Here is a 22,508-nt window from a genome sequence, read left to right as displayed (position 1 = left end):
AGAGCTCACAAGAAGCTCAAGGAGATATTCGTGTCACAGATTGAGTTAGACCAAGTCGCCCGGAAAATCCTGACCGACAACGATCAGGGCGGATACACGGTGCCGACCAAGGGGCTTTACCCCTACCAATGGAATTGGGATTCGGTCTTTGTTGCCCGCGGCTTTGCGACATTCGACACCGACCGCGCCTGGCGGGAGATCGAGTTGCTCTTTGAGGGGCAATGGCGAGACGGGATGGTCCCGCATATACTGTTCCGGAAGGACGATCCGAGTTACTTCCCCGGCCCATCCGTTTGGGGAACAGATGGCGGACCCATTCCAAGTTCAGGCCACTCTCAGCCTCCGGTCGCCGCAACCATCGTCCGGGACTTGCTGGAACTTGATGCCTCTGATGCTGCTCTGGATCGGGCGAAGTTGCTCTTCCCAAAAATCCTTCAATGGCACCGTTGGTTTATGGCTTACCGGGATCCAGACAATCTCGGCGTAATTGCCGTTATTCATCCCTGGGAATCAGGACGGGACAATCTTCCGGACTGGGATGACGCCTTGCGCGGTGTCGAAATCAAGGATGTCGCTCCATACGAGCGGAAAGACACCTCTCATGTCGATCCGGCCATGCGCCCGCACAAAGAGGATTATGACCGCTACCTTTCTATCGTTGCGGCTTGCCGGAAAGTGGGTTGGGATCCCGAGAAGGTTGCCCGAACCTGTCCGTTTTTCGTGGCTGACCCAGGTATCACCTTCATTCTCTTGAGAGCTTGCCGCGATCTTCTGGTACTCGCAGACCGTCTTGGAGAGACGGGTGCCGTGCCAGAAATTGAGGGATGGATCAGCCGGATGGAAACGGGCGCTGCGCGCCTTTGGAATGCAGAACTCAAGGCTCACGTCGCCATGAACCTGCGAACCGGGAAACAGACCGACGGTGTTTCAAGTGCGTCTTTTCTTGCGCCCTATGCAGGCCTTGCTGATCCTGAGGTGTTAAAGCCGCTTCAAGATCATTTCGACCGGATCAGCGCAAAGGTGCGATATCTGATGCCGTCCTACGATCCGGAGCATCAAGCCTATGAGCATTTACGGTACTGGCGCGGCCCCGTCTGGGCGATGGTCAATTTCATGATTGCTCGTGGTTTCGTGGAAGCTGGTGATCCTGGCCGGTCTGATAGGCTTCGGCGTGACACGGCTGCGCTCATTCAAACCGGCGGATTTGCGGAATACTTCAGCCCGGAAACAGCAGAAGCTGCCGGTGGTGGATCATTCTCTTGGACAGCAGCGATCTGGCTTGCCTGGGCAAGACCATCGCAAGCAGATCAAGCGGCTTAAGGGGGCAGCAGATATGGGTGCAATCCAGCTCAAGAGTGTCGAGAAGTGGTTCGGTGACCTGCAAGTCATCAAAGGAATTGATCTCGATATCCAGGACGGTGAATTCGTTATCTTTGTCGGCCCATCCGGGTGCGGTAAGTCAACACTGCTGCGATTGATTTCCGGACTTGAAGAATCGAGCCGCGGCGCAATCGAGATTGACGGCAAGGACGTCACCGCATTGCCGCCCTCCGGGCGCGGTCTTTCAATGGTGTTTCAGTCCTATGCGCTTTATCCGCATATGTCCGTTCGGGAAAATGTGGGGTTTGGCCTGAAGACTGCAGGCGTGCCAAAAGCGGAGATCGACCGGAAAGTGAACGCGGCCGCGGAAATTCTGAAGCTCGATGATTACCTTGAGCGCCGGCCCAAAGCTTTGTCCGGTGGTCAGCGTCAACGTGTGGCCATCGGACGGGCCATCGTCCGCGAACCGAGCGCGTTTTTGTTTGACGAGCCGTTGTCGAACCTGGATGCCGCGCTGCGTGTTGAAATGCGGTTCGAAGTTGCCCGGCTCCACAAGAGCCTTGGAACGACCATGATTTACGTGACCCATGATCAGGTCGAGGCGATGACACTTGCGGACAAAATTGTTGTCCTGCAGGCTGGCGAGATCGAGCAAGTCGGCTCTCCACGCGAACTCTATGAGCGACCCGACAATCTTTTCGTTGCCCAGTTTATCGGCTCGCCGAAGATGAACGTCCTGCCCTGTTCTGTTTCCGGAGATTCGTTCTCGCTCGACGGCCATGGCGGTGGCCATTACCCGCATGCGAGTGCAACAGGTGCGCCGGTCAAACTTGGTATTCGGCCTGAACACATGCTGGTTGTTGCACCGGAAGAGGGGCACTGTTCGGGCACCGTTGAGGTTGCCGAATATCTCGGGGCTGACACGTTCCTTTATGTCGCGCTTGATGGCCTTGATACTGTCCTTGTGCGGATCAGCGGCAGTGAAGAAATCGCAGAAGGAGCACGCATCGGACTGAAGTTCGATGAAAGCCGCATGCACTTCTTTGACAAGGACGACCGAGCGATCCGCAGTAATTGATGAGGTGTTTTTACAACGTATACAATGCGGAATGTCGGTAATAGGATAAAGCATCGGTCGCGAACACTTCGTTTGTGAAGGGGGCGGTGCTTATCATGACTATCCTGCGCAGCATCCTGCTGGCCTTCGGTGTTCTCGTGAGTGCTTGCGCGGCCAATGTTCATGCCGCTGGCTTCCGTGTCACATTCATCAATCCAGGTGGGGATAGCGGGTTTTGGGGCCATGTTTCAAAGACCATGCAGGCGGCAGCTGCAGACTTTGATGTCGATCTTGAAATTTTGAATGCCGACCGGCGACCCTATTATATGGAGAAGCTCTTACAGGAGCGTCTCAGCAAGGGAGATCTGCCTGACTATTTCATCTTGGTGAATGAGCTTCAGGAAGGTGCCCGGCTTATGCAGCTGCTCGATGGGCAGCCGGTTGAGACAGTATTTCTTCTAAACACATTGACCAAATCCCAGTACGGAGTTTTGAACGAGCGCGTTCAGTCCACAATCATCGGGTCCATCACCCCAAACAATGAGTGGGCCGGCTATGAGATGGCGCAGTCCCTAGTCTCCTTCGGAAAATCCGGAGGTGCAGCCGACGGCGGCCTAAGGATGTTGGCCCTCACCGGCGACGACAGCACGCCGGCGGCTCTCGACCGGCAAAGGGGTATGGAACAGGCTGCAGCTGACAGCGGTGTCGATCTAATCGGCGCAGTTCCGGTGAATTGGAACGAAGAGACTGCTTATGAGAGGGCAAAGACGTTTTTGAACCGGACGAAGGTTGATGCCATCTGGGGCGCAAATGACGCCATTGCCCTCGGAGCAAAACGGGCCGCAATCGAGCTTGGTATGAAGCCCGGTGAGAACATTGCCTTTGCTGGTTTGAATTGGTCAAAAGCGGGGATGGAAGCGGTCAAGAACGGACAGTTGACCATGACGCATGGCGGTCATTTCTTCGCCGGAGCCTGGGTGATCGTGATGCTCTATGATTACCACAACCGGCCCGCACCCAAGAGTGCACTAGACAATGTGTCTTTTCAGATGTCCGCGATCACCCGGGATAACGTCAATCTCTTCCTCGACCGGTTGGGTGATCAGAACTGGGCCAAGATCGATTTTCTCGGTTTCAGCCAGGCTATGACCGGCCTGTCGCATTACGATTTTTCGGCAACTGCGATCTTGAATGCTGCAAAGAATTGAAGCCGCAGCGTGAGTTTTGAGACTTAAATGTCGCTGTTCGTTTGTTCTTGCCTTGATTGAGTGAAGCTGAAACCTTCCCGGATGATTCTGGAGGTGAGGTGTTTCATGAACAACAAAAACGAAACTCAGCCTGGTGGCTACAACCCTGAGACTGAAGGCGCGGAAATGGCGTTTTCCGGCAAAATGTCATACGGCGATTACCTCGGCCTTGAGACTATCCTGAGCTCGCAAGCTCCTTTGTCGAATGCTCCGGATGAGCTTCTGTTTATAATTCAACATCAAACGTCCGAGCTTTGGATGAAGTTGATGCTTCACGAGTTGGAAGGGGCACGGACAGCCATTGCCGAAGATCACATGCCGGAAGCGATGAAGTTGCTTGCGCGCGTCAGCCGGATCATGGAGCAACTGAACTCCGCGTGGGACGTGCTCCGGACGATGACGCCGAGCGATTATACCCAGTTCCGGGATTCGCTTGGTTTGTCGTCCGGGTTCCAGTCTCTGCAGTACCGCCTGATCGAATATGCCCTCGGAAACCGCAATCTTGCGATGATCCGCCCGCATGAACATGTCCCCGAAAACGTCGATCTTCTGAATCAGGAGCTTGGCAAACCGAGCCTCTATCAGGTGGTGCTGTCATTTGCGCAGCGGCAAGGACTGGACGTTCCTGAGCATGTGATCGCAAAACCATCGGACAAACCGCATGGCGAGGTGCCAGAAATCGTGGACCTTTGGCAGAAGATTTATCGTGATCCTGCACAATCCTGGGCGCTTTATGAAGTGGGTGAAAAGCTGGTCGATCTGGAAGACTACTTCCGGCGTTGGCGGTTCAATCACGTCACCACGGTGGAACGTGTCATCGGTTTCAAGCGAGGCACCGGCGGCACGGGAGGTGTGACCTATCTAAAGCGCATGCTGGAGGTCGAACTGTTCCCCGAACTCTGGCATGTCCGAACGGAACTCTGAGCGCACCTGACAAGATTTACGGTCAAGCAGAAGAAGCATTGCCAATTCCAATCCTCGAGTTAAGCTGCTGTTCAAGGACCTGAAAAACAAGGTCCGGGAGCAGTTGAACAGAGGGGAAGTTCTGATGTTGAAGAGACTTGCGGCAACAGCAAGTGTGCTGGCCATGCTGAGCGGTGCCGCCGTGGCGGAGCCGGTTAAAGTTGGCATGATCACCACGTTGTCCGGTGGCGGCGCCGGGCTTGGTATCGATGTGCGGGATGGTTTCCTGCTTGCTGTGAAACAGGCAGGCAACTCCGACTTGGAAGTGATCGTTGAAGACGATCAACGCAAACCGGATGTGGCTGTGAAGCTAGCAGACAAGCTGGTGCAGTCGGAAAATGTTGACGTTCTGACCGGCATCATCTGGTCGAACCTTGCCATGGCCGTCGTGCCATCAGTAACCGCACAGGGCAAATTCTATCTGTCGCCAAATGCTGGGCCATCCGCTCTGGCAGGTAAAGGCTGCCACCCGAACTACTTCAATGTGGCCTGGCAGAACGACAATTTGCACGAAGCAGCCGGTGCCTACGCAAAAGATCAAGGCTACATGAACAGCTTCATTCTGGCACCCAACTACCCGGCCGGCAAAGACGCGTTGACAGGTTACAAGCGTTTTTATGGTGGTGAGCTGGCTGGCGAGCTTTATACTAAACTCGGCCAGACTGACTACGCCGCAGAGCTTGCTCAGATCCGGGCCTCCGGTGCTGACAGCGTGTTCTTTTTCCTGCCAGGTGGCATGGGGATTTCCTTCCTGAAGCAGTACGCGGACAGTGGAATCGACCTTCCGGTCGTTGGGCCGGCGTTCTCTTTCGATCAAGGCATTCTGCAAGCTGTCGGCGATGCGGCGATGGGCGTGAAAAACACCAGTCAGTGGTCAAAGGACATCGACAATCCGGCCAACAAGGCTTTCGTCGAAAGCTTCCAGGCTGAATATGGCCGCCTGCCGTCGCTCTATGCGTCACAAGGCTTTGACACCGCCAATCTTCTGCTGTCGGCGGTGGCCAAGGCGGATGTGAAGGATGCTGATGCATTCCGCGCGGCACTCAAGGAAGCTGATTTCGCATCGACCCGTGGTGACTTCAAGTTTGGCGACAATCACCACCCGATCCAGGACATCTATGTCCGCGAAGTCATTAAGGAAGGCGATTTCTATACCAACAAGATCATTGCCACCGGCTTGAGCGATCATGCGGATGCCTACGCTGGTGAGTGCAGCATGTAAAATCGACCATCAACGATTATCAAAAGCCCGGGCACATTGCCTGGGCTTTTTTGTTGGCGCTGTATTAGGGCTCAGGTCCGGCCGTTTGGTCGCGGTCCGTTGATATTGCTCAAAGACGTGTCAGGCCATCTCTGGAACGGTGTGGGCTACGGAGTTTTGCCAGTGATGCGGCGAACCTCAGGTCCGGGTGTGTCGCCTTACGGAGCAAAAAGGCTGCATCCGGGTCCTGCCGGACCTTGGGAGAAAATCATGGATAACGGTCAACAGGCTGGCAACGGAGTATCGAAGGCAGCTTGCAGCGTGACCCCGGTACCGGACGGTGCGATTGCCGAGATCTGCGAACGGTTCGGCAATGACAAGCACCGGATGCTGGATATCCTGCGCGAGGTTCAGGACCGTTTCCAATGCATTGCACCAGCGACCATGGACCAGATCGCCGAAGAAACCGGTCTGACCCGGATCGAGGTCGAAGGGGTCGCGAGCTTTTATTCCTTCCTGTCTCTACAGCCGAAAGGCCGGATTACCATCCGTCTGTGCGACGATATTGTCGATCGGTATGCCGGACTGGAAGCCGTCACAGCCGCTTTCGAAGATGCGCTCGGGGTCAAGATTGGCGAAACATCCGCAGATGGGGCCGTGTCCCTTGAATACACCCCTTGCATTGGTATGTGCGACCAAGCGCCTGCAGCGATGGTCAACGATATTGTCCTGACCAATCTGACAGCTCAATCTGCGCGGGAAGTGGCCCTGACGATTAAAGCAGGCGGCAGCCCAGATGATCTTGTCAGCGACCGGTTTGCCACTCTCTCACCGCATGACCGTGCAGTGCGCATGGTGGACAACAACATCCGCCATGCCGGTACTGTGCTTCTTGGGCCGGTGCCCGAAGATGCGGGCCTTTCCAAAGCGGTCAGCATCACCTCCTCCCAGATTATCTCGATGATTGAAGAAAGCGGCTTGCGCGGTTGTGGGGGTGCTGGATTTACGACGGGGCGCAAATGGCGATTTGCGGCAGCTGAGCGAGCTGAGCGGTCTTTTGTGATCTGCAATGCAGATGAGGGCGAACCTGGCACCTTCAAGGACCGCGTTCTTCTCACAGAGCGGCCACATCTTCTGATCGAGGGTATGACAATAGCCGCCCGTGCGGTTGGGGCGAAGGAAGGGATCCTTTATCTGCGCGGCGAGTATGTCTACCTGCGCGAACTTTTGGAACAAGTGCTAGAGGAGCGCCGCCGGCGCGGACTGCTTGGCAAAGAGATCCTTGGCACCAAGCGCTTCAACTTTGATATCCGTATCCAGATGGGCGCGGGCGCTTATATCTGCGGTGAAGAAGGTGCCCTGATCAGTTCTTGTGAAGGGTTGCCGGGTGAGCCGAAAACCCGCCCGCCGTTCCCGGTCAATCGCGGGTATCTCGGCTACCCGACCGTGGTCAACAATGTGGAGACCTTCTGCCATGCCGCACGCATTCTGGACCAGGGTGCGAAGTGGTTCCATGACATGGGCACTGAAGGCAGTCATGGAACCAAGCTGTTCTCGGTCTGCGGTGACTGTTTAAACCCTGGGATTTACGAGCTTCCTTACGGTCATTCAGTCTGGGAGCTTCTGGAAATGGTCGGCGGTCAGGATGCTGCGGCGGTTCAGGTTGGCGGGCCGAGCGGTGCAATGATCGCCCGGGACAGTTTTCACCGAAAGCTCACATTCGACGATCTCGCGACCGGTGGCGCGATCATCGTCTTTAACGGTCAGCGGAACATTCTTGAAATCGTTGACTACTACATGTCGTTCTTCGTGCATGAAAGCTGCGGCTATTGCACGCCTTGCCGGGTCGGCAATGTCTTCTTGCAAAAGGCAATCCAGAAGTTCCGCAAAGGGCTCGCCAATCCAGAGGACATCGACTACCTCAAGGATCTCTCCGGCACGATCATTGAGACCAGCCGCTGCGGCCTTGGCATGACATCACCCAATCCGGTGTTGTCGACCTTGGCGAACTTCCCGCTGGTCTATTCAGCCATGACCAAGCCGAGCAAGGACGGGATCCGCGACACTTTCGATATTCAGTCGGCGATTGAGGGTGCCCGGAAGATCGCCAAGCGCCGTTCCTACATCTTCGACAGGGATTTCACAGAATGAGCGGCACAAAAAAGGAAACCGGGTTCAGTTTCACGATCGATGGTGTCGAGGTCACGGCCTATGCCGGGCAAACCATCATGGAAGCTGCCGATGAGGCCGGTGTCTACATCCCTCGTTTGTGCGACCATGAAGGGCTGCGCCATCAGGGCAGTTGTAGGGTTTGTACCGTGAAAGCAGGCGGCCGGAGCGTATCCGCCTGCACCCAGCCGGCGGCTCCGGGCCAGACGGTCGAAAACGAAACGCCGCACCTCAACAAGATGCGCCGTGATCTCGTGGAAATGCTGTTTCATGAAGGCAATCACTTGTGTCCTATCTGCGAAGCCAGTGGCAATTGCGAGCTTCAGGCAATGGCTTACCGGCTCGACATGACCGAGGCGACAAATTTTCCGTATCTGGAACCTTGCCGGGCTCTCGATGCTTCTCACCCTGACATTGCGCTCGACACCAACCGCTGCATCAGTTGCGGACGGTGTATCCGGGCGTCTCAGGATGTCGATGGCAAGGGCGTCTTTGGTTATGTCGGCCGGGGAATTCACCGGCGTGTCGCTGTGAACGGCGAGAACCTTGCCGACACAGATGCAGCTGTGACTGACAATGCGATCTCGGCGGAAGTCTGTCCGGTCGGCTGCATCATCCGCAAACGGGTCGGTTTTGTAACTCCGATTGGCGAGCGGGAGTTCGACAAAGGGCTGATCGGTCATGACATTGAGGAGAAGCGCAAATGAGTGCGAGATCTCAGGCCGAGCTTCCCAAGGCCCGGATCGCGACAGCTTCACTGGCCGGTTGTTTCGGCTGTCACATGGCAATCCTCGATGTCGATGAACGCCTGATTGATCTGATGAAGCTTGTCGAGGTCGACCGGTCTCCCTTGACCGACAAGAAGCGTTTCACCCAGCGCTGCGACATCGGCATCATCGAAGGCGGTTGCTGCAACGAGGAAAACGTTCATGTTTTGCAAGATTTCCGCCGCAACTGCGATGTTCTGATTGCTCTTGGGCAATGCGCGATCATGGGCGGACTTCCGGCCATGCGCAACGCGATCATGCACTCCGACGAACCCTTACGCGAATGCCTGGATGAGGCCTACATCACCGGCCGCTATATCCGGAACACGACCCACAATGTGCCCAATGATCCGGCTTTGCCGCTGCTGCTCGATGAGGTGTATCCATGTGCGCAGGTAGTGGAGATCGATTATCAGATCCCCGGCTGCGCGCCGGAAGGGGACATTATTTTTGACACGCTCTCAAAGCTGCTCACCGGGAAATTTCGGGGCTTTGAGCGCGAAATGATCAAGTTCGACTAACCAGGGGCGAGTATATGGGCGAACCCAGACTGATTGAAATCTCGCCGGTCACCCGTGTCGAAGGGCATGGGAAAGTTACCATTCACCTCAACTCGGAAAACGAAGTGGATGAGGCCAGGCTGCATATTGTCGAATTCCGTGGTTTCGAACGGTTCATTCGTGGGCGCCTCATGTGGGAAGTCCCAGTCATCGTGCAGCGCCTGTGCGGTATTTGCCCGGTCAGCCACCACCTGGCGGCCGCCAAGGCCATGGACATGATCGTGGGCGTCGATCAGTTGACACCGACAGCTGAAAAAATGCGGCGGTTGATGCACTACGGACAGGTCATGCAGAGCCACGTCCTGCACTTCTTCCATTTGGCGGCGCCAGACCTGTTGTTCGGGTTTGGGGCTCCTGCCGAGAAACGCAACATCTTCGAAGTGATCAAGGAACAGCCAGAGCTCGGCAAACGCGCCGTCGTGATGCGCAAATACGGTCAGGAGATCATCGAGGCGACGGCGGGCAAGAAGATCCATGGAACCGGCGCTATCCCTGGGGGCATCAACCGCAATCTTCCGATCGAAAGACGCGATCATTTTCTGAGCACGATTGATGAGATGCTCGAATGGGCACAGGACGCGGTCAAGCTTGCCAGAGACTACACGCTTGAACATGAGGATCTGGTTGCCGAGTTCGGATCATTTCCGTCGAACTACATGTCTCTCGTACGTGAGGGAGATGGTGCGCTTGATCTCTACCATGGCAACCTCCGCGCATTTAATTCGACCGGGGACGAGATCTTCGATCAATTGCCTTATACGCAGTATCATGAGCGTCTGATCGAGGATGTGCGGTCCTGGTCCTATATGAAGTTTCCCTTCATTAAGGAATTAGGGCCGGACGTTGGATGGTACCGGGTCGGTCCGCTGGCGCGTATGAATACGGCGAGCTTCATAGATACGCCAATTGCCAACGCGGCACTGGAAGAGCTTAAAACCGTCACGGATGGCCGCCCAAACAATTCGACGCTCGCAAATCACTGGGCCCGGATGATCGAAGTCGTGCATTGCGTTGAGAAGATCCGCGAACTGCTCAACGACCCAGACCTTCAAGGAGACGATTTGGTTGTGACCGGGGACCGGCGCGGCGAGGGGATTGGCGTCATCGAAGCGCCGCGCGGAAACCTCATTCATCATTATCAAGTCGATGAAAACGATCAGGTCACCTACTGCAATCTGATCGTGTCAACGACACACAACAACGAGGGCATGAATAGGGCGGTCAAGGATGTCGCCGTCAAACACTTAAGTGGTCATGACCAGATCACAGAGGGCATGCTCAACCATGTCGAAGTTGCGATCCGGGCTTATGATCCATGCCTTTCCTGTGCCACTCATGCGCTGGGCCAGATGCCATTGCAGGTGGAGCTTTTCAACGCGGACGGGGAGTTGGTCGATAGCAAAGCGCAGTCGGTATGAGGGTGCTGGGATGTTGTTGATTGGATATGGCAATCCGGGTCGGGGAGACGATGGGCTTGGGTCTGCGTTTTCTGAAAGCATGGCAGCGCGTGACCTGACGTGCTGGACCATCGATACTGACTACCAGCTCGTCGCAGAGCACGCCTTTGATGTCTCTGGACATGAACTTGTCGTGTTTGCAGACGCAGAGATTGGGAGCTCGGAGCCCTTTTCGTTCCGCGAGATCAAACCTGGTGCGCCGGAAGTTCTGGGCAGCCACAGTCTGGTTCCCGAAACCGTCCTATCCTTGTGTGAAACCCTTTATGGCGCGGCACCGACCGCATTTGTACTTGGGATAACCGGTGTGGAATACGGTGAGGTGAAGGAAGGCCTTTCAGATCAGGCTGCCGCCAACCTCACGAAGGCACAGGCATTTTTCCTGGATTGGGCCGGAAAGCTGTCTACACCTTAGGCTCTAGATGTCCGGTGTATCGGTCCGGCTCTCAGTTGCGGGGTCATGGGAATTGCGAAGTGCCTCCAGGGCGCGCATCCGTTCTTCTGCTTTGTCCTGATTTTCCCTCGTAACCCCGGCAATCAACACTTCGGCAATAGCCATAAGCGCCAGGGATGAATCCCATGGCGAGGGAACTGCGACACGGGCTGGTAGCACATAGGAGGCTATCCGGCCAATGGGGGACATCCAGCTGTCTGTGACCAGCGCAACGGTCGCCCCTTGTTTGGCCGCAGCTTCTGCAAACTGAATGATCTCTGCCTGGTACCGGCGGATGTCGAAGACCAGCACAACATCTTTTGGCCCAATCCCAAGCAACTGGTCGAGCCAGTTCCCGTGCTGTCCGGCCACATGAACGACGTTCGGCCGCACGATACGCAAGTGCGCTGCCATGTACCTTGCAAGGCCGTCAGTGAACCGCCCACCGATCAGGTGAACGGTCTTGCGGTCGTCGGCCAATAATTTGACAAGACCGTCAAGCTCGCCTTTTGGCAGATGGTCGAATGTCTCGCGGATGTTCTCGATCAGTTGCCCGACATGCGGGTCGCCCGTTGTGTCCTTTGCAAGACTGGTGCTTCGCGCGAGCGGGGAGTTCAGCTGATTGGCGAGTTCGCTGCGCAGCTTTTTCTGGAATTCCGCGAAGCCTGGAAACCCCAGCCGGGCCACAAACCTGAGAATGGTCGGAGCGCTCACCCCGGCGGCTTTTGCAAACTCTGCAACAGTCCCCAATCCCTGCACCGGATAATTTGCCATCAGGGCATGCGCCGCCTTCTTTTCGGTCGCGGTAAACTCGTCGAGCCGATCACGTATGTCGTCCAAAAGTGGCCGTTCCATGGGCTGCTGCCTCAATTTTTGGCGGAGCTATCAAAACTGTTTGACAGAACCGCATTTCGTGTATCAGATATTACAGAGTTTGAATTTGTCGGCAATACTGTAACAAACATTACAGAAACAAGCAGGCGCTTTTCCGGGGGGATGAATGGGATCAAACCACCAAAACGGCGGAATGTCCCGTGCTGTAGAGGTTGTAAATGCAGAAGGTGCCGGTGAGCTGGTCCTTTTGTGTGATCATGCTTCGAATCATTTTCCTGCTCCCTACGATCAGTGCCTTGGTGTGTCGGATGAAGAGAAATCCGCGCACATTTCATGGGATCCGGGCGCGCTCGGCGTCGCGATGGCGTTGTCGAAGGCGCTTGATGCCCCTTTGATCTATACGACGGTTTCCCGTCTGGTCATCGACTGTAATCGCGAAGAGACACGCGAAGATCTAACGCCGTGCTTGAGTGAGCTGACAGAGATCTCCGGAAACAAAAATTTATCCGACGAAGAGCGGACATTCCGGATTAATCTGGTTCATCGCCCCTTCCACGATGCGATCGACAAAGTGCTTGCGCTTCGGGCGGACAAGGGGCTGCCATCTGCAGTGGTGTCCATCCACACCTATACGCCGGTCTACAAAGGCGAGTCTCGGCCCTGGGAAATCGGTTTGATCTCCGAAAACGACCGCCGCCTGGCCGATCCTGTGTTGGCGGGGTTGAAGGCACGTGGCGATCTGACCGTTGGCGACAATGAGCCTTATGCGCCCTCAGATGGGGTCTATTACACCGTCAGGCGGCATGGTGAAGACAAGTCGCTGCCGTGCCTGATGATCGAAATCCGAAACGACGAAGTGCGCACGCCAAATGAGGAACTGCACTGGGCGGACATCTTGGGACCTTTGTTGAAATCCGCTGCCAAAACGGTGTTGCGGAAGGAGGTTGCGGATCATGCCTAGGATCGCCCATTGGTATGTTCACGCGGTTGACGGTTTCAATCGCGGTCTGGGCAAAGTCATCATGTGGGGTGTCTTTGTCATGGCGGGGATCCTATTGTGGTCCTCGATCTCCAAGACGTTTTTCAATCCGTCGCTTTGGACCCTGGAAGTGGCCCAGTTTGCAATGGTCGCCTACTACGTTCTGGGCGGACCCTATTCTGTTCAGCTTGGGTCGAATGTCCGTATGGACCTGTTTTATGCGGAGTGGAGCATCAAGAAAAAGGCCTGGTTCGATGCTTTCACCGTGCTTCTTTTGATCTTCTATCTTGGCGTTCTCCTCTATGGGGCGCTTGGGTCTACAGCCTATTCCCTAGGTTATTTCGGTCGGGAGTTTCCGGAGTTCTACTGGGAGCTGATCGTCGCCTTCTTTACCGACGGGCCTGCTGCCGCCGGAGAGGTCATGGGCTATATCGAACGCAGTCCGACGGCGTGGCGGCCGGTTCTCTGGCCAATCAAGGTGACCATGTGTATCGGCTTTTTCCTGATGCTTCTGCAGACCGTTTCTGAGCTGATCAAGGATATTGCGACCATCCGGGGAGAGACCATCTGATGTCTTACGAGATGATCGCCCTTTTGATGTTCTCATCGATGATGCTCATGCTGCTCACCGGGCAGCGGGTGTTTGGAGCCATCGGCGGTATTGCAGCCATCGCAGCCATTAGCCTGTGGGGTGTCGGCGGCCAGGATATTCCGTTTTCCGCGGCGATGAAGCTCATGAAATGGTATCCGCTGCTGACGCTGCCGATGTTCATTTTCATGGGCTACGTCCTGTCGGAGACCAAGATCGCCGACGATCTTTACAAAATGTTCCATGTCTGGATGGGCCCGCTCAACGGCGGACTCGCCATTGGAACGATCCTCCTCATGGTTCTGATTTCAGCCATGAACGGTTTGTCGGTTGCCGGAATGGCGATTGGCGCGACAATCGCTCTGCCGGAGCTCTTGAAACGCGGGTACGACAAGCGCATGGTCACGGGGGTGATCCAGGCAGGGTCATCGCTGGGCATTCTGGTGCCGCCTTCCGTTGTCCTCGTGCTCTACGCGATGATTGCACGGGCACCAGTCGGACAGCTTTGGCTTGCCGGTATCATCCCGGGCCTGATGATGGCGGCCATGTTTATTGTCTACATCGCAGTCCGCTGTAAGCTTCAGCCCAATCTTGGCCCAGCCCTTACGATTGAAGAGCGGGAAGCGTCCAAGGAAGAAAAGTATCGGCTTTTGCTGGCCGGACTGCTTCCGCTGATCATTTTCGCGGTGATGATGGTGCCGTTCGTCAATGGCTGGACCAGCCTTGTCGAAAGCTCTGCGATCGGTGCTCTGGCGGCCTTGCTTGCATCGATCATCAAACGCCGCATGACCATGGACATCCTTATCCTCTGCCTGCGGAACACGCTCGGCATCTCCTGCATGTTCATGTGGATCATTCTGGCCGCTCTCGGCTTTGGCGCGGTCTTTGACGGGCTCGGCGCAGTCAAAGCGATCGAAAACCTCTTCACCGAACAGCTTGGCCTGTCTCCCTGGATGATCCTGATCCTGATGCAGCTGTCGTTCCTGGTCATGGGAACGTTTCTGGATGACACGGCAATGCTGGTGATCGTGGCGCCGCTTTATGTGCCTCTGGTGGCAACACTGGATCTGGGCATGCCGGTCGGGCAGGTGCTGATCTGGTACGGAGTGCTTTACACGATCACGACACAGATCGCCTACATGACGCCACCGTTTGGCTACAACCTCTTCCTGATGCGGGCAATGGCGCCCAAGGACATCACCATGCGGGACATTTACGGGTCGATCACCCCGTTTGTCCTGGTGATGGCTCTTGCGCTGGCTCTTGTCATGGCTTTCCCGCAAATCGCTCTTTGGCTGCCTGAACTGGTTTACAGCCGATGATGCGCGGAGCGGGACAAAAACAATATATCCGGAGGAAACGGATTTGAATGTGCGGTTAAATGAGATCCGGCAAACGGACGGACCGCTTGACCTTGGAACCGAAAATTAGGGGAACAGTAATGACGAACAGACGTGATTTTCTCAAAAAAGCCGGGACAGGTACTGTTGCAGCCGCAGGTGCCGTAACGCTGGCCGCACCGGCCGTTCACGGCCAGACACCAATCAAGTGGCGCCTTCAGACCTATGCAGGCCCGGCGCTGGCCGAGCACGTGATCAAGCCGCACATCGATGCCTTCAACAAGGCAGCAAACGGTGAAATGGAGATCGAACTCTACACCGCTGATCAGCTGGTCCCGACGGGTGAACTCTTCCGTGCCATGCAACAGGGAACAATCGATGCGGTGCAGTCTGACGATGACTCCATGGCATCTCCGACCGAAGTCACTGTCTTCGGCGGTTACTTCCCGTTTGCGTCCCGGTATTCCCTGGATGTGCCGGTGCTCTTCAACCAGTATGGCCTGAAGGAGATCTGGGAAGAAGAATACGCCAAAGTTGGCGTCAAGCACATCTCTGCTGGCGCTTGGGACCCGTGCCACTTTGCCACCAAAGATCCAATCCGCTCGCTGGAAGATCTGAAAGGCAAGCGCGTCTTTACCTTCCCGACGGCCGGCCGCTTCATGGCACAGTTCGGCGTTGTTCCGGTAACCCTGCCTTGGGAAGATATTGAAGTTGCGGTTCAGACCGGTGAGCTCGACGGTATTGCCTGGTCCGGCATCACCGAAGACTACACGGTCGGTTGGGCTGACGTTACCAATTACTTCCTGACCAACAACATCTCTGGCGCTTGGGCAGGCTCGTTCTTTGCCAACCAAGAGCGTTGGAACGAGCTTCCGGATCACCTGAAAACGATGCTGCAGCTCGCCATGGATGCATCACACTATTACCGCCAATGGTGGTATTGGGGCGGCGAAGCGAACCTGCGCGTCAACGGCACCAAGATGGAACTGACATCCATTCCGGATGAAGAGTGGGCAACAGTTGAAGCCGCTGCCATGGTCTTCTGGGATGAGATCGCTGCAGAGTCTCCGACAAAGGCGAAAGTTGTCGAGATCTTCAAGAAGTACAATCAGGACATGCAGAAAGCTGGACGTCCTTACCGCTACACCTAATGCAAGCCCTGGAACCGGCCATCTCACCCTTCGGGGTGGCCGGTTCTTGCAACTACCGGTCCGGAAAAATAGAACCCTCCGGACCGGGAATTTTTTCAAATAAGAGCGCTCGTAAACCGCCAAATAGGGACCAGACAACATGCCGGGAAATCTGACCTTTGATGCCCTGAAATCACTCGTGACATCGGGCGAGATCGACACAGTTCTTGCTTGCATCGTCGATATGCAGGGGCGGTTGATGGGCAAACGCTTTCTGGCCCAGCATTTCGTGGACAGCGCTTACGAAGAAACCCATTGCTGCAATTACCTGCTGGCAACGGACCTAGAGATGTACACCGTGGAGGGCTACGCCGCGACCAGTTGGTCGGGCGGCTATGGCGACTACGTCATGAAGCCGGATCTCTCAACGATCCGCCGCATTCCGTGGCTTGAAGGCACGGCCATGGTGATCTGTGATGTTCTTGATCACCACACCCACAAGGAAGTGCCGCACTCGCCGCGCGCGATGCTCAAGACCCAGGTTGCGCGCATGAACGCCCTGGGCCTGACACCGATCATGGCAACCGAACTTGAGTTCTTCCTTTTCGAGAAGAGCTTCGATGAGCTGCGCAAGAGCGGTTACCGGGATATGGAGCCGATCTCCGGCTACAACGAAGACTACCACATCCTTCAAACAACGAAGGAAGAGGACGTGATGCGGCCGATCCGCAACGGTCTCTATGCCGCTGGAATTCCGGTGGAGAATACTAAGGGTGAGGCCGAAGCCGGTCAGGAAGAGCTCAATGTCAAGTACGCACCGGCTCTTGATACCGCCGAGTATCATACGATTTCAAAGCACGCGGTAAAGGAAATCGCATGGGCAAAGGGTCGGTCAGCGACGTTCCTGCCGAAATGGGCGAGCGACAAGGTTGGCTCTTCATCTCACGTGCACCAGTCGCTGTTCGACAAAGACGGAAACAATGTCTTTTGCGATCCTGATGGTGAATACGGAATGTCTGCGTTGATGCAGCATTATCTGGCTGGCCTTATCAAATATGCGCCCGACTACACCTACTTCCTGGCGCCTTACATCAACAGCTACAAACGCTTCCAAAAAGGGACTTTCGCGCCGACCAAGATGGTCTGGTCTGTCGACAACCGCACCGCCGGGTTCCGGCTGTGCGGCGAGGGGACCAAAGCGCTGCGCATCGAGTGCCGCATTGGCGGTTCGGATCTGAACCCATATTTGGCGCTCGCAGTTCAGATCGCAGCCGGTCTCAAGGGAATTGAGGATGAACTGCCGCTCGACAAGCCGACATCCGGCGACGTCTATGAAGCAAAAAAAGCCAAGGAAATCCCGCACACCTTGCGGGATGCGCGCGAAACATTGCGCAAATCAAAATTCCTGCGGGAAGCTTTCTCCGACGCGGTCATTGACCACTATGCCCGCGCAGCGGAATGGGAAATCGAAGAGTTCGACCGGGCTGTTACCGATTATGAAATCGCCCGGGGTTTTGAAAGAGCCTAAACATGACAAGCAAAGTAACCTGTATTTCTCCGATCGACGGTACGGTCTATGCGGAGCGCCCTGTCTTGTCCGCCGACGACGCCCGCGAGGCTGTCGCGCGGGCAAAAACCGCTCAGATCGCCTGGCAAGCACGTCCGCTGGAAGACCGGATCTCTCTTGTTCTCGCCGGAGTTGCCAAGGTCGGTGAGATGAACGACGAGATCGTTCCGGAACTCGCCCATCAGATGGGCCGTCCCGTCCGCTACGGTGGTGAGTTTGGCGGCTTTACAGAGCGTGCCTCTTACATGGCGGAGATTGCTGGCGAGGCACTGGCGCCGATCGAAGTTGCCGATGATGCGGCATTCAAGCGGATGATCAAGCGCGTGCCCCATGGCGTGGTGCTTGTCGTAGCTCCTTGGAATTACCCTTACATGACCGCGATCAATACGGTCGCACCCGCGTTGATCGCAGGGAACTCTGTTGTTCTGAAACATGCCTCTCAAACGCTGTTGGTTGGCGAGCGCATGGCGAAGGCTTTCCACGAAGCAGGCGTTCCGGAAGACGTATTCCAGAATGTATTTCTGGATCACGCGACAACCTCTGCGCTGATTGCTGAAAAGTCCTTTGGTTTTGTGAATTTCACGGGCTCAGTAGGGGGCGGTCAGGCGATGGAAATGGCCGCAGCCGGAACGTTCACCGGCGTTGGCCTTGAGCTCGGCGGTAAAGACCCTGGCTACGTCATGGAAGACGCGGATCTCGATGCAGCGGTCGATACACTGATCGATGGGGCGATGTTCAATGCTGGTCAATGCTGCTGCGGTATTGAGCGGATCTATGTGGTGGAGAGCCTCTATGACGCCTTTGTCGAAAAGGCGGTAAAGATTGTCGAAGGCTACAAGCTCGGCAATCCGCTTGACCCCGAAACGACCCTTGGTCCGATGGCCCATGCCCGCTTCGCGGCAGAAGTCCGTGCCCAGACGCAAGAAGCTATTGCAGATGGGGCCAAGGCCCTGATCGATCCTGCAAAGTTCCCGGAAGATGATGGCGGCGCCTACTTGATGCCGCAAATCCTCGTCGATGTGGATCATTCCATGCGGGTCATGCGCGATGAGAGTTTTGGCCCGGTGGTCGGCATCATGAAAGTGAAAGACGATGCCGAAGCCATCAAGCTGATGAACGACAGCGATTTCGGTCTGACAGCATCGCTCTGGACCCGGGATGTCGCCCGCGCGGAAGCCATCGGCGATCAGATCGAGACCGGAACCGTCTTCCTCAATCGTGCAGATTATCTGGATCCGGCGCTGTGCTGGACAGGTTGCAAGGACACCGGCCGCGGCGGCGGTCTGTCCATTATCGGCTATCACAATCTGACACGTCCGAAATCCTATCACCTCAAGAAAGCTCAATAAGATGGTGCTGACTGCCAATTGGTCATATCCAACCGCCATGCGCTTCGGCGCGGGACGTATTTCGGAAATCGCCGATGCCTGTAAGGCGTCCGGTATCTCCAAGCCGCTGCTTGTCACGGACAAAGGTCTGGCAAGCATGGACATCACCACCAAGACCCTGGACCTGCTGGATGCAGCAGGTCTGGGCCGGGGCCTGTTTTCAGAAGTTGACCCGAATCCGACCGATCTGAACGCCGCAGAAGGCGTGAAGGTCTACCAGGATGGTGGTTATGACGGGGTTGTTGCTTTTGGCGGCGGCTCCGGGCTGGATCTTGCCAAGGTCATTGCCTTCATGGCGGGGCAGACCCGTCCGCTTTGGGACTTTGAGGACATAGGGGACTGGTGGACCCGGGCAAATGCCGATGCGATCGCGCCGATCGTTGCTGTTCCGACAACCGCCGGGACCGGATCGGAAGTCGGCCGCGCCAGCATCATCACCAAGGTCGATACGGCGGAAAAGAAAATCATCTTCCACCCGAAGATGCTGCCGTCCGTGGTGATCTGTGATCCGGCACTGACGGTCGGAATGCCGAAGTTTCTGACCGCAGGAACCGGCCTTGATGCCTTTGCCCACTGTGTGGAAGCCTATTCCAGCCCGCACTACCATCCGATGAGCCAGGGTATTGCGCTGGAAGGCATGCGTCTGGTTGTCGACTACCTGCCTCGGGCCTACGCCGATGGCACGGATCTGGAAGCGCGCGGACACATGATGTCTGCCGCGGCCATGGGCGCGACCGCGTTCCAGAAGGGCCTCGGCGCCATTCACGCACTCAGCCATCCGATCGGCGCGGTTCACCACACCCACCATGGCACGACCAACGCCGTGTGCATGCCGGCCGTTCTTCAGTTCAACAAGTCCGCAATTGCGGATCGGTTTGACAAGGCGGCAGGCTATCTCGGTATTTCAGGCGGTTTTGACGGCTTCTGCGCGTTCGTGGACGAGTTCAACGCTTCGATGAACATTCCGAAGACCTTGACCGAGCTCGGCGTCAAGGATCCGAATATCGAGGAACTGACCGCGGCGGCTCTTCGCGATCCAAGCACTGGCGGCAACCCGATCGAGATGACGGAAAAGAACACGCGGGCGCTTTTCGAAGAGATCATGTGATCTTAACATAAGCGAACGATCAGCACGTAAAGGGCGCCAACCGGCGCCCTTTTCTATTTTTGAACTGTAGAGAACTTAGTGCCCGCCCATGTCTCCATGCACGGCGACCATGTCGAGCTCTGCCGCCTGGGGCTTGATTGCCGAGAATCCCTCCCGGAGGCCTTCGTCGGAGAGTTCACGCTGGACGGCGAGGAGCGTGTTGTCGTCGTGCTCTGTGCACATGGAGGCCATGTAGGACAGCTCTTCGGACGCAACGCCCCTTGCTGCCTCGACAGACGGGGCGCCATAGATGTCGACAAAGTGTTGTGCCAGCCGGTCCACCAGTTGGTTGAACTCCGGCTCCTCAATCGGAGTAACTGCCACAAAGGTCACCCGGCCGAAGGTTTCCAATCCGAGCCAGCCATTGACAAAGGCCTGCCTGGCCTTGCCGGTCAGCTCCGCCTCCGTCCAATCCGAGAATTCAAAACCGCCGGATAGGCACCATTCGCCAGTCCTTGCTGGCGAAAAATAAACGTTCTGGTCGCTCTCATCGAGATGGATCGCGCGAGCAAGCTTCATTTTGATCCCTCAAGTTGGGTAGACAGCGGAACAAGCTTTGTTTCACCATCCGTCCGCATCAACATACCGAAAAACTCATCAACGCCAACAAATGTCCCGGTTTCACCGTTGAAATCGATGTCCTCGCCGAGGTTTTTTGCAAGGCCGCGCCATTCTGCATGCACCGGACGAGGACCGTCTTCCTGCCATCGGTTGATCCAGTAAAGCGTGTGGCGAACCCAGCTTTCCAGAAGGCGTTCGGGTTCAACTTCGCCGCAGCCCTCTTCAATCAGAGATGTCCTGTCTGGATCGTTGCCTGGATTTCCCTCAAGGATTTGAACATTGAGCTCCAGGCCAATGATCAGCCAGTCCGGTGTTTCGGCCGGGTCTGTTCCAGACGCGCGTACGCGAAAACGCCCGCAGGTGGCCCCGTTTACCCGAATGCCGCCAGCCCAATCCAGATGAACCGCGACCTCGGGCGGGGCGAGGGCGCCGAGAGCTGCCTGAAATCCTAGTCCGCAGACCGGCAGCATGCTCATCGCTTCTTCCAGCGGAACTTCCGGAGCAAAGATCAGGCTTGCCCGTAATGTGCCACCTCCAAGGTTATAGACAACAGTTCCGGGGTCTGTACCCGCAACAGCAAGGGCTATTGCCCGGTCGAATGGGTCAGCCGTACCGGTGACCGCTTCTCCCTGGAAGAGCGGTGGGAATTGGAGATCGTTCACGCCGAGCTCTCCTGAGCGGCAAGCTGTTCTGTCACTGCTCTCGCCAGCTTCTTGAAGGCTGCCGATTCCGGCGCATCTGGGGCCTTGATCACGGCTGGTGTATCGCCATCTGCCGCAGTGCGGATGTTGAGGTGCAAGGGTATCTCCGCAAGTACTGGAACCCGCAGGTTTGCGGCCTCCTTGGCGACGCCGCCATGACCGAAGATATGCTCCTCGTTTCCGCATTTCGAACAGATATGCGTCGACATGTTCTCCACCATGCCAAGGATCGGCACTTTCATTTCCTGGAACATGTCGATGCCCTTGCGCGCATCCAGCAAGGCAATGTCCTGCGGAGTGGAGACAATCACTGCGCCGTCGACAATGAACTTCTGCGACAATGTCATTTGGACGTCGCCGGTTCCAGGTGGCAGATCGACAATCAGGACATCCAGGGCACCCCATTGAACCTGGGTCATCATCTGTTGCAAAGCGCCCATCAGCATGGGCCCCCGCCAGACAACAGCCTTGTCGCCAGATGTCATCAGGCCGATCGACATCAGTGTCACGCCGTGGTTACGAAGTGGCAAAATGGTCTGGCCATCCGGTGAAGACGGTCGTCCTATTATGCCGAGCATTTCCGGTTGTGACGGACCGTAAACGTCCGCATCCAGAAGACCGACCTTTAGACCCTGCGCTGCCAGAGCACAGGCAAGGTTTGAGGCAACAGTCGATTTTCCAACGCCACCCTTACCGGACGCAATCGCGATGATCTTTTTGATGCCCGGCACATGCTGCGGTCCGGAAGTGCCAGGTGCGACCGGGATCGGTTTGATCGGCTTCAGCTCTCCAGGACCTGCCTTAGGGATTGGGGCAGCAGGTGCCGCGGCTGGTGTGATTGGTTGGTCGGAATGCGATGTCAGGATCACTTGCGCAGACGAGCAGTCCGGCAAGGCTTCGAGCCGCTGGACGGCGTCCTCACGGAGCCGTTCCATCTCATCAACACGGGTTTGATCGATCTGAAGGACGAACCGCACAGTCCCATCAGCAACCTTGAGGCCGCGGATCATGCCTGTTGCCGGGAGGTCTTCCCCGGTTGCCGGATCCACGATCGCCTTGAGTGTTTCAATAACAGTTTCGCGTGAAAGGGACACGTCCGCC

General features: G+C 56.3%; 21 protein-coding genes. 17 read left to right on the top strand and 4 right to left on the bottom strand.

Annotated elements, in window-relative coordinates; all coding sequences use genetic code 11:
- Nucleotides 1-30: 30 nt before the first annotated feature.
- From ACVDG4_RS16240 to ACVDG4_RS16195, 10 genes are all read left to right on the top strand, one after another.
- Nucleotides 31-1,320, top strand: a complete 1,290-nt coding sequence (locus tag ACVDG4_RS16240) for an MGH1-like glycoside hydrolase domain-containing protein (RefSeq protein ID WP_447235841.1) — start codon at nt 31-33, stop codon at nt 1,318-1,320.
- Nucleotides 1,321-1,333: 13 nt separating this feature from the next.
- Nucleotides 1,334-2,398 (top strand): ABC transporter ATP-binding protein, encoded by a 1,065-nt coding sequence (locus tag ACVDG4_RS16235; RefSeq protein ID WP_447235840.1) that lies wholly within the window; start codon nt 1,334-1,336, stop codon nt 2,396-2,398.
- Nucleotides 2,399-2,493: 95 nt separating this feature from the next.
- Nucleotides 2,494-3,585 carry an ABC transporter substrate-binding protein gene (locus tag ACVDG4_RS16230; RefSeq protein WP_447235839.1) on the top strand — a complete coding sequence of 364 codons (1,092 nt, stop codon included), beginning with the start codon at nt 2,494-2,496 and terminating at the stop codon, nt 3,583-3,585.
- A 105-nt stretch (nt 3,586-3,690) separates the two neighbouring features.
- Nucleotides 3,691-4,548 carry a tryptophan 2,3-dioxygenase gene (gene kynA / locus ACVDG4_RS16225; protein WP_447235838.1) on the top strand — a complete coding sequence of 286 codons (858 nt, stop codon included), beginning with the start codon at nt 3,691-3,693 and terminating at the stop codon, nt 4,546-4,548.
- 124 nt (nt 4,549-4,672) lie between these two features.
- Nucleotides 4,673-5,809, top strand: a complete 1,137-nt coding sequence (locus ACVDG4_RS16220; RefSeq protein WP_447235837.1) for an ABC transporter substrate-binding protein — start codon at nt 4,673-4,675, stop codon at nt 5,807-5,809.
- 249 nt (nt 5,810-6,058) lie between these two features.
- A complete protein-coding gene (locus tag ACVDG4_RS16215; RefSeq protein ID WP_447235836.1) occupies nt 6,059-7,939 on the top strand; it encodes an NAD(P)H-dependent oxidoreductase subunit E in 1,881 nt (626 codons plus the stop codon).
- Nucleotides 7,936-8,664: a 2Fe-2S iron-sulfur cluster-binding protein gene (locus ACVDG4_RS16210; protein ID WP_306147694.1), complete on the top strand. Its 729-nt coding sequence runs from the start codon at nt 7,936-7,938 to the stop codon at nt 8,662-8,664. The genes ACVDG4_RS16215 and ACVDG4_RS16210 overlap by 4 nt, the downstream gene beginning before the upstream one ends.
- Complete coding sequence (locus ACVDG4_RS16205; protein WP_447235835.1) at nt 8,661-9,245, top strand: NADH-quinone oxidoreductase subunit B family protein; 585 nt, start codon at nt 8,661-8,663, stop codon at nt 9,243-9,245. Before ACVDG4_RS16210 ends, ACVDG4_RS16205 begins: the two co-directional genes overlap by 4 nt.
- A gap of 14 nt (nt 9,246-9,259) precedes the next feature.
- A complete protein-coding gene (locus ACVDG4_RS16200; RefSeq protein WP_447235834.1) occupies nt 9,260-10,702 on the top strand; it encodes a Ni/Fe hydrogenase subunit alpha in 1,443 nt (480 codons plus the stop codon).
- 10 nt (nt 10,703-10,712) lie between these two features.
- Nucleotides 10,713-11,153: a hydrogenase maturation protease gene (locus tag ACVDG4_RS16195; protein WP_447235833.1), complete on the top strand. Its 441-nt coding sequence runs from the start codon at nt 10,713-10,715 to the stop codon at nt 11,151-11,153.
- A gap of 3 nt (nt 11,154-11,156) precedes the next feature.
- Here ACVDG4_RS16195 and ACVDG4_RS16190 read toward each other — a convergent pair whose 3' ends face one another.
- On the bottom strand, nt 11,157-12,026 hold the full coding sequence (locus ACVDG4_RS16190; protein WP_420339829.1) for a MurR/RpiR family transcriptional regulator: 870 nt from the start codon (nt 12,024-12,026) through the stop codon (nt 11,157-11,159).
- 145 nt (nt 12,027-12,171) lie between these two features.
- Between ACVDG4_RS16190 and ACVDG4_RS16185 the strand changes: the two genes are divergently transcribed.
- The 7 genes from ACVDG4_RS16185 to ACVDG4_RS16155 all read left to right on the top strand — a co-directional run bounded on the left by ACVDG4_RS16185 (nt 12,172) and on the right by ACVDG4_RS16155 (nt 20,106).
- Nucleotides 12,172-12,966: an N-formylglutamate amidohydrolase gene (locus ACVDG4_RS16185; RefSeq protein ID WP_306147689.1), complete on the top strand. Its 795-nt coding sequence runs from the start codon at nt 12,172-12,174 to the stop codon at nt 12,964-12,966.
- Nucleotides 12,959-13,555 carry a TRAP transporter small permease subunit gene (locus tag ACVDG4_RS16180; protein ID WP_447235832.1) on the top strand — a complete coding sequence of 199 codons (597 nt, stop codon included), beginning with the start codon at nt 12,959-12,961 and terminating at the stop codon, nt 13,553-13,555. The genes ACVDG4_RS16185 and ACVDG4_RS16180 overlap by 8 nt, the downstream gene beginning before the upstream one ends.
- Complete coding sequence (locus ACVDG4_RS16175) at nt 13,555-14,895, top strand: TRAP transporter large permease (RefSeq protein ID WP_209174697.1); 1,341 nt, start codon at nt 13,555-13,557, stop codon at nt 14,893-14,895. Before ACVDG4_RS16180 ends, ACVDG4_RS16175 begins: the two co-directional genes overlap by 1 nt.
- Nucleotides 14,896-15,014: 119 nt before the next feature.
- Nucleotides 15,015-16,064, top strand: a complete 1,050-nt coding sequence (locus ACVDG4_RS16170; protein WP_055670853.1) for a TRAP transporter substrate-binding protein — start codon at nt 15,015-15,017, stop codon at nt 16,062-16,064.
- Between the two features lie 139 nt (nt 16,065-16,203).
- Complete coding sequence (locus ACVDG4_RS16165) at nt 16,204-17,571, top strand: glutamine synthetase family protein (RefSeq protein WP_447235831.1); 1,368 nt, start codon at nt 16,204-16,206, stop codon at nt 17,569-17,571.
- Nucleotides 17,572-17,573: 2 nt separating this feature from the next.
- Nucleotides 17,574-18,959, top strand: coding sequence for an aldehyde dehydrogenase family protein (locus ACVDG4_RS16160; RefSeq protein ID WP_447235830.1), 1,386 nt, complete (start codon nt 17,574-17,576; stop codon nt 18,957-18,959).
- A gap of 1 nt (nt 18,960) precedes the next feature.
- The gene (locus tag ACVDG4_RS16155) at nt 18,961-20,106 is read left to right on the top strand and encodes an iron-containing alcohol dehydrogenase (protein ID WP_447235829.1); all 1,146 of its coding nucleotides are present in this window, start codon (nt 18,961-18,963) and stop codon (nt 20,104-20,106) included.
- A gap of 75 nt (nt 20,107-20,181) precedes the next feature.
- Here the strand turns inward: ACVDG4_RS16155 and ACVDG4_RS16150 are convergent, their stop codons facing one another.
- The 3 genes from ACVDG4_RS16150 to ACVDG4_RS16140 are packed head-to-tail and all read right to left on the bottom strand — an operon-like array spanning nt 20,182 to nt 22,501.
- Nucleotides 20,182-20,664: a DUF6505 family protein gene (locus tag ACVDG4_RS16150; protein WP_447235828.1), complete on the bottom strand. Its 483-nt coding sequence runs from the start codon at nt 20,662-20,664 to the stop codon at nt 20,182-20,184.
- The gene (locus tag ACVDG4_RS16145) at nt 20,661-21,368 is read right to left on the bottom strand and encodes a biotin/lipoate--protein ligase family protein (protein WP_306147683.1); all 708 of its coding nucleotides are present in this window, start codon (nt 21,366-21,368) and stop codon (nt 20,661-20,663) included. The genes ACVDG4_RS16150 and ACVDG4_RS16145 overlap by 4 nt, the downstream gene beginning before the upstream one ends.
- Nucleotides 21,365-22,501 (bottom strand): Mrp/NBP35 family ATP-binding protein, encoded by a 1,137-nt coding sequence (locus tag ACVDG4_RS16140; protein WP_447235827.1) that lies wholly within the window; start codon nt 22,499-22,501, stop codon nt 21,365-21,367. The genes ACVDG4_RS16145 and ACVDG4_RS16140 overlap by 4 nt, the downstream gene beginning before the upstream one ends.
- Nucleotides 22,502-22,508: the final 7 nt, after the last annotated feature.

This window comes from Roseibium sp. MB-4, assembly GCF_053005265.1.
Note: the sequence above shows the minus strand (reverse complement) of the source record. Positions and strands in the feature narration are given on the sequence as shown.